Here is an 11,560-nt window from a genome sequence, read left to right as displayed (position 1 = left end):
GCGCCGCTGACCCGCTCGAGTCACCCCTCCAGCCCAGTCCCTGAACAGCTCACTTCTCGCGGCGCCCGCCGAGCACGGTCCGCGTCTGGCATCAAGCCTCCCGGCACGTCATTGGCCGGACGGTTACACCGTCCGGCCAACGACGTGCCGTGAGGGATTGCCGGGGTAACGGCGCGCGGCGGACGCTTCGGGGCATGGCGAAGCAGGTGGAGAAGCAGGAGTGGGCGCGCGTCGAGGAAGCGTTCGAGGCGAGCGGGCAGACGCAACGGGATTTCGCTTTGGCACACGGATTGCGGCTGAGCACGTTGCAGGAGTGCGCCGACAAGATTCCTGGCAACAGCTTTCCCGGCTTCAACGTGTTCATCAATGGCAAACACCACGACGCCTTGGCGCTGCCTCGTCGAACGTTGTGGGAAGTCACGACGGACGACTTCGAGAAGCACTCGCCCCGATCCCGAAAGTTCTTCGTCTCCATGAAGCTGCCCGAACTGCAACGCGAGGCGAGGCGAGGCGAAGCTCGCCAGAGAGTGTGGCTACGACTTCGTCATTGGAGTGCGCAGCGAAGCGCACCTGACCGCATTGAAGCTCGCGGACCCATCCCTCCACGTTGTCATCATAGATTGGGGCTGAATGCCTTCCGGCCCCATTGAGATTGCAGTGATTGTCTACGCACCGGCATCACAGGGCAACGACGACCGCGCACTCACCATCGTCCACGGACTGGAGCGAGCACTTCCCGGGCTGCACCTGAAATGGAGGCTTTCAGCTCCATCTACGTTGCGAACGCGCTGGGAGCCATCGCAGACGGTGCGCGGGCACTCTGGGGTCATGCCACGCGAGCGCTCGGATTCCCGGCCCCTTCGCGCGACGCGGAGTGGCTCTCGCGGGCACGGCGCACTCCGGCGGATGGATGGCTCCTGCAACTCACGGACGCGCCCCTAGATCTCGACAAACCAGACCACCTGGCGGCGCTCCTGCGAGCCTACGAGCGCTTCCCGGAGATCGGCGGACGCTGAGCACACCCCTGCTCCGCCGCACGGCCCTTCACATCCCCCGGGCGCGTCCGCCGGCCTCGCGATCCAGGCTGGAAGCCCCGTGAAACCTCACGGCGTCGGCTCCCAGGAAAAAAAACACAGCAGGCAATTACGGCAACAGACGCATCCCATCTCCCACCGAATGTTTCTCACAACCCAAGCATTTCCTAGAAAGCCTATCTGCCGACGAGAACTTCCAGATTCCCTCCACGCTGGATCCGCACGCATTAAATACTTTTGTCTCAATGAAACAACACGCTGAGTTATATTGCACGGTCTCCAGGACAAACCACCGTGCCCGACCTGCGACACGCGTTCGAGTGCAGCACCACGATCAGTCATGAAGATCCGCTGGTCCGGGATCACCGGGTCCACGGAGTCCGCATCCTGCCAGGAGTCGTCTTCCTGGACCTGGTGCTCCGAGCCCTGAAGGCCCGCGGCTTCGACCTCCCAGCGGTCGAGCTTCGCAACGTCCTGTTCAGCGAGCCCATCGCCACCACGGAGCAGTTCGACCGGCGCGTGCGCCTGCGCTTCGAACCCCAGGACGCGGACGCCCGGCACTGGCGGGTGGTCGCGGAGAGCAGCCCCCTCCCCGCTGGAGGCGGGAGCGCGGCGGGCGCCGTCGAGAACTTCCGCTGCGAGGTCCACGTCACCCAAGAGCCCTTCGAGGGCCGGCTCGACGTGGAGGCCTTGATGAAGCAGGCCACGCGCACCTCGGACGTGGACGACGCCTACGTGTACGCGCGCGGCGCGGCCATCGAGCACCTGGAGTTCATGAAGGGCCAGGGACGGCTCTACTTCCATGACGGCGGCGTGCTGGCGGCGCTCCATTTGAGCCCGCCCGCCCGTGAGCACCTGGACGACTTCCTCATCCACCCCGTCCTCCTGGACAGCTCCACGCTCCTGCCGTTCCTCTTCATGCAACAGCGGCCGGAGCTGGCCCTCCAGCCCTTCATCCCCATCCACATCGAGTCGTTCCGCGCCGTGCGCGCCCTGGGCGAACGCGTGTTCGTCCACGTGCGCGAGGCCAGCACCGGACTGGTGGCCGACGACCTCTTCCACAGCGTCATCGACTTCTACTCACCGGACGGGCACCGGCTCGCGTCCCTTCGCAAGCTGTCCACCAAGCGCATCCGCTCCGAAGCCCTCATCTCCCGCCTGCAGCGCCCCAATGGCGATGCGCGGGCCTCCGAGCCTCACGCCGCCCCGGTGGTGGCCCCCACGGCCCCCACGACCGGGACGAGCCCCTCTTCCATCCTGGACTACCTGCGCGGCCTGCTCGCCTCCGAGCTGTCGGTGGAGCCCGGGGCGCTCGACGACGCGGAGAACTTCTACTCCCAGGGACTGGACTCCACCCACCTGCTGCGGGTCGTGCGGCGGCTGGAGCAGGACCTCGACTGCAAGCTCTACCCGACGCTCCTCTTCGAGCACAGCACCCTGCGCGAGCTGGCGGCCTACCTCGAACGGAACCATGCCCAGGGCGTGGCGGGGCTCGCCCTCCGGCAGGCCCCTCCCCCCAGCGCCGGGGCGCCCGCGCCCGCGCGGCAGGACGTCCCCGCGCCCGCGGCGCCTTCGCCGCTCCCTCGCCTGGACGAGCCCATCGCCATCATCGGGATCGCGGGGCGCTATCCGCGGTCGGGGGACCTGGACGCGTTCTGGGAGAACCTCCAGGCCGGGCAGGACTGCATCACCGAGGTCCCCAAGGAGCGCTGGGATCACGACCGCTGGTTCGATCCCACCGGCAGCCGCCCGGGCACCACCCAGGGCAAGTGGGGCGGCTTCCTCCAGGGCCTTGATCAGTTCGACGCGCGCCTGTTCAACCTGTCGCCGCGCGAGGCCGAGCTCATGGACCCCCAGGAGCGGCTGTTCCTGGAGACGGCCTGGCAGGCGCTGGAGGACTCGGGCCAGCCGGGCCGGGCCCTCCGGGGCCGGCGCGTGGGCGTGTTCGTCGGCGTGATGTGGGGGCAGTACGCGCTGCTGGGCGTGGAGGAGACCCTCCAGGGACACCCCGTCGCGCCCTCCTCGTTCGCCGCGTCCATCGCGAACCGCATCTCCTACTTCTTCGACTTCCGCGGCCCCAGCCTGGCCCTGGACACGATGTGCTCGTCGTCGCTGACCGCGCTGCACCTGGCCCGCGAGAGCCTGCTGCGCGGCGAGTGCGAGCAGGCGCTGGTCGGCGGCGTCAACCTCATGCTGCACCCGAGCAAGTACGTGTTCCTGAGCGAGCACCGCATGCTCTCCAGTGACGGCCGGTGCCGCGCGTTCGGAGAGGGCGGCAGCGGCTACGTCCCGGGCGAAGGCGTGGGCGCGGTCCTGCTCAAGCCCCTGTCGCGCGCGGAGGCCGACGGGGACTTCATCCACGGCGTCATCCGCACGACCGCGGTCAACCACGGCGGACGCGCCAACGGCTACACCGTCCCGGATCCCGACGTCCACGCCACGCTCATCTCCGAGGCGTTGGAGCGCTCGGGCGTCGAGCCCGACACGATCGGCTACATCGAAGCGCACGGCACGGGCACGAGCCTGGGAGACCCCATCGAGATCTCCGGCCTGGGCAAGGCCTTCCGGGGCAGGACCGCGCCGGGGTGGAGCTGCGCCATCGGGTCCGTGAAGTCGAACGTCGGGCACCTGGAGGCCGCCGCGGGCGTCGCCGGCATCACCAAGGTGCTGCTCCAGCTGCGCCATCGCAAGCTCGTCCCGTCCCTGCACTCGCGGCGGCTCAACCCCTTCATCGACTTCGCGGCCACGCCCTTCCGCGTCCAGCAGGAGCTGCGCGACTGGCCGGAGCCCACGACCCGCGCGGGACAGCGCGCCCCCAGGCGCGCGGGGTTGAGCTCCTTTGGCGCGGGCGGTGCCAATGCCCACGTCATCATCGAAGAGTACGTGGCGCCCCGGACCGCGCTCCCGGCGGCTGAACGGCCCGGCCTGGTCGTCCTGTCCGCGCTCAAGGAGGACCGGCTCCGCCCCTACGCCGAGCGGCTCCTGCGCTTCATTGAACGGCAGGCCGCCTCCGGGAGCACGGCGCCCCGGGCCAGCCTGAGCCAGATCGCCTACTCGTCGCAGATCCGCGGCGAGCCCATGGCGGCGCGGCTGGCGTTCGTCGCTTCGAGCCTGGAGGCGCTGCGCGGGCAGTTGCGGCGCTACCTGGAGGGGTCATCCCTTCCGGAGGACTGCTTCCAGGGAACGGGCCGCGCCGGACAGACCACCCACGCCCTGTCCGCGCGAGGGACGGAGGCCCCGGCGCTGCGCGAGCTCGCGGCGCGCTGGGTGGACGGACAGGACGTGGACTGGTCCACGCTGTATCCCGAGGGTCCCCCCCGCCGTCACCCGCTGCCCACCTACCCCTTCGCCTGGCGCTCGTACTGGCTGCCCCGGACGGAGGCGGCGTCTGGGAGCCCCTCCGGTGGAGTCCCTTCGCGGCTGCACCCGGTGCTGGGACGCAACATCTCCACGTTCTCGTGCGTGCGCTTCGCCACGACGTTCTCCGCGACGGAGCCCCTGCTCGCCGACCACCGCGTCCGCGGCCAGCCGGTGCTCCCGGGAGTGGTGTGCCTGGAGATGGCCCTCGCCGCGGCGAGGCTGGCGGGAGCGGAGACCGTCCACGCCCTTCGCGACATCACCTGGGCGAGCCCCGGGGTGCCGTCGCCAGACAGCGGGACCCTCGACGTGTCCCTCGAGCTCCAGGCCGAGGGCGAGCACCTGGGCTTCCGCCTCGTCGGAGCGAACGGGCTGCTCCATGCCCAGGGCCGGCTGTCGCGGGGAGAGCAACCGCGCCACGCGGAGCCACTCCAGGCCCCCGGTGACCTCCAGGCGCGCTGTCCGCACCTGCTGTCCGCGGAGGACGCCTACCGCCTCCTCGCCGCGCGGGGGCTCGAGTATGGCGAATCCCTGCGCCCCATCCGCGCGCTCCACGTGGGACGGGATGAGGCGATCGCCGCGCTGCGCCTGCCCGGGCCGCACCCCGCGCCCGCGGACGTCACCCTCCCCCCTGGCCTGCTGGACGGCGCCCTGCAAGCCGTCATCGGGCTCCTCGCGCGGGAGCCCGAAGGCGGCGCCGCGGCCCCGGAGCGGACCTGGCTTCCGTTCTCCCTCGCGGCCGTGCACCTGCACCATCCCCTGCCGCCGGAGTGCTTCGTCCACGTCGCCCGCAAGGCGCGGCGCAAGGACGTGGAGACCTTCGACCTCCGCCTGCTCGACGCGGCGGGGACGCTGCTCGTGCGGCTGGAGGACTTCGCGATCCGGGAGGTTCGCGGACCGGCTCGTGAGACCACCCGCGTCCTGGGCGAAGCCTGGGTCCCCGAGCCGGTGGAGCGCACGTCGTCCGGCCCGGACGGGGCCCTGCTGATCTTCGACCGGGACACGCTCCTGCGCGATGCGCTTCGCGGCGGGACCCAACGGCCCGTGATCCTCGTGCGGCCGGGGACGGGCTTCCGCTCGCTCGGCGACGGCGTCTTCGAGATGGCGCCCGCCAGCACCGCAGACGCCGCACGGCTGCTTCAGGCCCTGCGGCAGGAGGGCCGCGTCCCCTCGGCCGCGATCCATGCATGGACGACGGGGCAGCACGGCCCTGGCGCGGAGCAGCCGTCCCTGGAGCAGGTGCTGGAGCTGGGGCTCCACTCGCTGATCAGCTTCACCCAGGCGTGGCTCCAGACCCGGCCGGTGCCCCCGCTTCAGTTGCTGTGCGTGGAGGCCGGCGACGAGACCTCATCACCGCACGCCGCGCTGTCGGGGTTCTGCAAGACGATCAACCGCGAGCACGGCGCCCTGCGCTACCGCGCGGTGCGGCTCGGGGATGGAGTCGCGCGCCCGGCCGCGGAGCCGTTGCTCCAGGAGCTCTCCCGCTCCGGGGCTCCGGATGATCTGGTCCGCCTGGACGCGGCGGGCCGCGCTCGCCTCCGCCTGCGTCGGCTCTCGCTGCCCGAACCAGACGCCACGCCCCTGCTGAGGCACCGCGGCGTCTACCTCATCACCGGCGGCCGTGGCGGCCTGGGACTCCTCTTCGCGCGGTTCCTGGCCCAGCGCTTCCAGGCGCGGCTCGTGCTGGCCGGACGCGCGCCGGAGGACGCGGCCATGCGCGAGCAGCTCCAGGCGCTCGCGGCCCATGGCGCGGAGGCCGTGTACCTGCGGGCGGACGTGGCCCGTGGGGAGGACGTGGAAGCGCTCGTGACCGAAGCCGTGCGCCGCTTCGGCGCGCTCCACGGCGTCATCCACTCCGCCGGTGTGCTGCGCGATGGCATGGTCGCGCAGAAGCGCCCGGAGGACGTGACGGAGGTCCTCCGCCCCAAGGTCGACGGCGCCCTCCACCTCGATCACGCCACGCGGCGGTTGCCGCTCGACTTCTTCGTCCTGTTCTCCTCGCTTGCGGGCGTCATCGGCAACGTGGGGCAGTGCGACTACGCGTTCGCCAACCGCTGGCTCGACCAGCTCGCGCGCAGGCGCGCGGCCCAGGTCGCCCAGGGCCAGCGCCACGGACGCTCGCTCTCCATCGCCTGGCCGCTGTGGCGCGAGGGCGGGATGCGCGTGGACGCGCACGTCGAACAGCACCTGCTGCGGACGCTCGGCATGAAGCCGTTGAGCACGCAGGCGGGGCTGGACTTCTTCGTGCGGGCGCTGAACGCCACCGAGCCCGTGATGGCCGTCGTGGAAGGCGACGTCGCGGAGATCGACAAGGCCTTCGCGGTGGTCCAGGTCCCCGAGCCCGCTCCCGCTCCGCCGCCCTCCAGCTCCGCGCCCGCTGACATGGACGCGGTCCTCTCGACGATCGCGGAGGTGCTCCGCGTGGACCGGGCGGACGTGGATCCGGATGCGAGCCTGGAGGATCACGGCTTCGATCCCACCACGCTCGCGATGCTGAGCACCCGGCTGGGTGAGCGCATGGGCCAGACGCTGGGCTCGCGCCGGCTGGCGGAACACGTCTCCGTGCGCGCCCTCTGCCAGACGCTCGCCACGGTGGCGCGGCCCTGCCCGCCCGCGCCTCCGCCCGTGCCCGCCGCGCCTCCGCCCTCGGAGCCTGAGCTCCGCCCCGTGGCCCGGGACGGACACCTGCGCGAACGGGTGCAGGCCCGGATCGTGGAGACCGCGGCGTCGATCCTCAAGATGGACGCGGCGGACGTGGATCCGGACACGGACCTGCGCGACTTCGGCTTCGACTCCATCTCCATGACCCAGCTCGCCAACCGGCTGCGCGAGCAGCTGGGCGTGGACCTCACGGCCGCGATGCTCTTCGAGCACGACCGGCTGGGCGCGCTCGCCGGACATCTGCTCGCCACGCAGCGCGAGGCCTTGAGTTCGCTGTTTCCGGATGCGCCGCCGCCAGCGGCCTCCCCGGCCCCGGTGGAAGAGGCTTCCGCTCCGGCGGAGCAGCCCGCGCCGCCGCCTCCGGCACGCATCGCCCCCTCGGGAGGTGGACGCGCCTCGCCGGAGCCCATCGCGATCATCGGCATGGGCGGCCTCTTCGCCCAGTCCCCCGACCTGGGCACCTTCTGGCGCAACCTCGAGCAGGGCCGTGATCTGATCGAGGAGATTCCCTCCACGCGGTGGGACTGGCGCGCGCTCGAAGGCAACCCGCTGACGGAGCCGAACCGCACCCACATCCGGTGGGGCAGCTTCGTCGACGGGGTGGAGCACTTCGACGCGGCCTTCTTCCGCATCACGCCCCGCGAGGCGGCGCTGATGGACCCCCAGCACCGCCTGTTCCTCCAGCTGGCCTGGAACACCCTGGAGGACGCCGGCTACCGGCCCTCCTCCCTCGCGGGCAGCCAGACCGGGGTGTTCGTGGGGATCGGCACGACCGACTATCACGACCTGCTGAGGGACTCCGGCATCGCCGCGGACGCGCACACCGCCACGGGCAAGGCCCACTCGGTGCTGCCCAACCGGCTCTCCTTCCTGCTCGATCTGCACGGCCCCAGCCTCCCGGTGGAGACCGCCTGCTCCAGCTCGCTGGTCGCCATCCACCACGCGGTCCAGGCGCTGCGCTCGGGCGAGTGCACGCTGGCGCTCGTGGGCGGCGTCAACCTGCTGCTCAGTCCGCACCTGTACTTCGCGTTCAGCCGCGCGGGCATGCTGAGCGAGGACGGACGCTGCAAGACGTTCGACGCCTCGGCCAACGGCTACGTCCGGGGTGAGGGCCTGGGCGCCCTCCTGCTCAAGCCGCTGTCGCGCGCCGAGGCCAACGGGGACACCATTCACGCGGTCATCCGGGGCACGGCCATCAACCACGGCGGCCGCGCCCAGGCGCTGACGGCCCCCAACCCCAAGTCCCAGGCCGAGCTGCTGGTGGCCGCCTACGAGGACGCCCGGGTGGACCCGGCGACCGTGGGCTACATCGAAGCGCACGGGACGGGCACCTCGCTGGGGGACCCCATCGAGGTCGCCGGCCTGCGCATGGCCTTCGAGCGGCTCTCCGCGCGCTGGCAGCGGCCCTTCCCGTCCCAGCCCCACTGCGCGCTCGGCTCGGTGAAGACCAACATCGGACACCTGGAGACCGCCGCGGGCATCGCGGGGATCCTCAAGACGGTGCTCGCGCTGCGCCACCGCACCCTCCCCGCCAGCCTTCACTTCCAGACGCCCAATCCACAGCTGAGGCTGGAAGGCGGTCCGTTCTACGTCAACGCGCGCACCCGTCCGTGGCCTGCCCCGGTGGACGGGGAAGGCGTCGAAGCGCCCCGGCGCGCGGGCGTGAGCTCCTTCGGCTTCGGAGGCACCAACGCGCACATCGTCCTGGAGGAGTACCGGCAGGCGCCCCGTCCGGCAGGGGCCTCCCCCCGGCCCCATCTGGTGGTGCTCTCCGCTCGCGACCCCGCCCAGCTGCGGCTCAGCGCGGAGCGGCTGCGCGAGGCCCTGCGCGCGCCGGAGCCGCCGCGCCTGGAGGATCTGGCCTACACGCTCACCGTGGGACGCGAGGTCCTGGACGAGCGCCTGGCCACCGTGGTGCGCGACCTGGAGGAGCTCGCCGCGCGGCTCGACGGCTGGCTCGAACGCGGCTCCGCCGAGCACGTGCACGCCGACAACGCGGGCGGGGCGCGCGCGAACGACGCGCTCCTGGGCGGTGCGGCGGGCGCGGCCTTCCTGGACGCGCTGATCTCCGGAGGTGAGCTCGACCGGCTCGCCCGCCTGTGGGTGAGCGGGGCCGCGCTGGAGCTCTCGCGGCTCTACCCGCGCCCCTTGCGGCGCGTGTCCCTGCCGGGCACCCCCTTCACGCGGACGCGGCACTGGCTGCTCACGGGGCCCGCGGAGCGGCTGTTCGTGACGAGCCCGGCGCCAGCGGCCCCCGCGACCGTCGAAGCCGCGGCGCAGCGACCGGCTCCACGAGAAGAGTCACCGGTGGAGGCCGCGGAGCCCTGGCGCGACGCGCTCCACTTCCTGACCCAGGCACTCGCGACCACGGCGCGGCTCGATCCCGCCAGCGTGAGCCCCACGGCCGACTTCGAGAGCTACGGGATGAACTCCATCCTCATCGCCGAGCTCCACCAGAAGCTGGAGGCGGCCTTCGGCAAGCTCCCGATCACCCTGTTCTTCAAGTACAAGAGCCTCGCGGATCTGGCGGTCTACCTGGGCCAGGAGCACGGCGCGCAGGTCCAGCGCCTCACGCGTCAGGCCCCGCTCCCAGCCGCGCTGGCACCGCCGCGGCCCGCCGTGCCCGCGCCGGGGGACGGCGCTGGCGCCGGGGACATCGCCATCATCGGGATGAGCGGCCGGTATCCCCAGGCGGAGGACCTGGAGCAGTACTGGCACAACCTGGAGACGGGCCGGGACTGCATCGAGGAGATCCCAACGGAGCGTTGGGACTACCGCCCCCTGTTCGATGCCACGCGCCGCGAGCCGGGGTCCCTCTACGCGAAGTGGGGCGGCTTCCTGAAGCGGGTGGATCGCTTCGACGCGGCCTTCTTCCAGATCTCCCCGCTGATCGCGCGGTACATGGACCCGCAGGAGCGCCTGTTCCTGGAGACCGCCTGGTCCTGCATGGAGGACGCGGGCTACACCCGCGCGGGGCTGGCGAAGGCGGACGCGGGTGATCAACGCGCCCCGGTGGGCGTGTTCGTCGGCGTCACCTACAACGAATACGCCCTCTTCGGCGCGCAGGAGTGGGCGCGGGGCAACCGCATCCCGTTCAGCACCCAGTCCTTCTCCATCGCCAACCGGGTCTCCTACGCGCTCAACCTGAGCGGTCCGAGCCTCACCATCGACACCGCCTGCTCGTCGTCGCTCAATGCCATCCACCTCGCCTGCGAGAGCCTCCGCTCCGGAGCGTGCGAGGTGGCCATCGCGGGCGGCGTGAACCTGTCGCTGCACCCGAGCAAGTACGTGATGCTCTGCGCCAACCGCTTCGCGTCGAGCGACGGCCGCTGCCGCAGCTTCGCCGCGGGGGGCGATGGGTACGTCCCCGGCGAGGGCGTGGGGGCAGTGCTGCTCAAGCCCCTGGTCATGGCCCTGCGCGATGGAGACACCATCCACGCGGTCATCAAGGGCAGCGCGCACAACCACGACGGGAAGACCCACGGCTACACGGTGCCCAACCCCGTGGCGCAGACCGAGGTCATCGCCTCGGCCCTGCGACGCGCTGGCGTGGACGCCCGGTCGATCGGGTACGTGGAGGCGCATGGGACGGGCACCAGCCTGGGTGACCCCATCGAGGTCACCGGGCTGACGGACGCGTTCCGGAGCCACACCCCGGACCGGGACTTCTGCGCCATCGGCTCGGTCAAGGCCAGCATCGGACACCTGGAGTCGGCCGCGGGCATCGCCCAGCTCCACAAGGTCCTCCTGCAGATGCGGCACCGGCGGCTGGCGCCCACCCTCATCCATGGTGGGCAGCTCAACCCGCACATCGACTTCGCGAGCACGCCCTTCCACGTCCAGCGCGAAGCCGCGCCGTGGCAGGCGCGGCCCGGGGAGCCCCTGCGCGCTGGCATCAGCAGCTTCGGCGCGGGCGGCGTCAACGTGCACCTCGTCATCGAGTCCTGGGAGGCGCCCGCCCCCCGGAGCCATCCGCGCCCCGCGCGGCCCCACGTCCTGGTGCTGTCCGCCCGCACCGCCGAGCGGCTGCGCGTCCAGGCGCGCCGGCTGCTCGACCTCCTCGATGCCCGGCGGGACTGGGGCACGAGCGAGTTCGAGGCGCTGGCGTTCACGCTGCAAGAGGGACGGGAGGCGATGTCCGCCCGGCTCGCCTTCGTGGCCGCGGATCTGGCCACGGCCCGCGAACGGCTGCGCGCCTACGTGACGCACGCCGAGGACCCGGGGGCGCTCCAGGCCCAGGGCCTCTTCACGGCCAGCCTCTCGCCATCGCACGTGGCCGGCGCCGCGCCCGCCGAGGCCGAGCTGCTGGCGCTCGTCACCCGGGGCGAGCACGCCACCGTCGCGCGCGCCTGGGTCGAGGGCACGCCCTGGCCCTGGCGGGCCCTGCACCGGGACTCCCCGCCGCGCAGGCTGCGCCTCCCCACCTATCCGTTCGCCGGGGAGCGCCATTGGATCGAGACCACGGGACCGGCGCCCACGACGCCCCCCGCGGGTCCTCCCCCCGCCCC

The 11,560-nt window shown here is 71.9% G+C and carries 2 protein-coding genes and 2 pseudogenes; all 4 read left to right on the top strand.

The features are described from left to right. Positions 1 to 194: 194 nt before the first annotated feature. Positions 195 to 446, top strand: a pseudogene (locus D7Y21_RS43720) (DUF6310 domain-containing protein); the annotation flags it as partial. Between the two features lie 106 nt (positions 447 to 552). Beyond that, positions 553 to 630 carry a hypothetical protein gene (locus D7Y21_RS43715; RefSeq protein WP_370039805.1) on the top strand — a complete coding sequence of 26 codons (78 nt, stop codon included), beginning with the start codon at positions 553 to 555 and terminating at the stop codon, positions 628 to 630. Continuing rightward, positions 631 to 1,016: pseudogene (locus D7Y21_RS43180) on the top strand (DUF5953 family protein). A 312-nt stretch (positions 1,017 to 1,328) separates the two neighbouring features. Next, positions 1,329 to 11,560 (top strand): SDR family NAD(P)-dependent oxidoreductase (locus tag D7Y21_RS36885; protein WP_121718189.1); only part of this gene is annotated, 10,232 nt, incomplete at its 3' end.

It is taken from the genome of Corallococcus sp. AB045 (assembly GCF_003668895.1).
Classification (GTDB): domain Bacteria; phylum Myxococcota; class Myxococcia; order Myxococcales; family Myxococcaceae; genus Corallococcus; species Corallococcus coralloides.
Note: the sequence above shows the minus strand (reverse complement) of the source record. Positions and strands in the feature narration are given on the sequence as shown.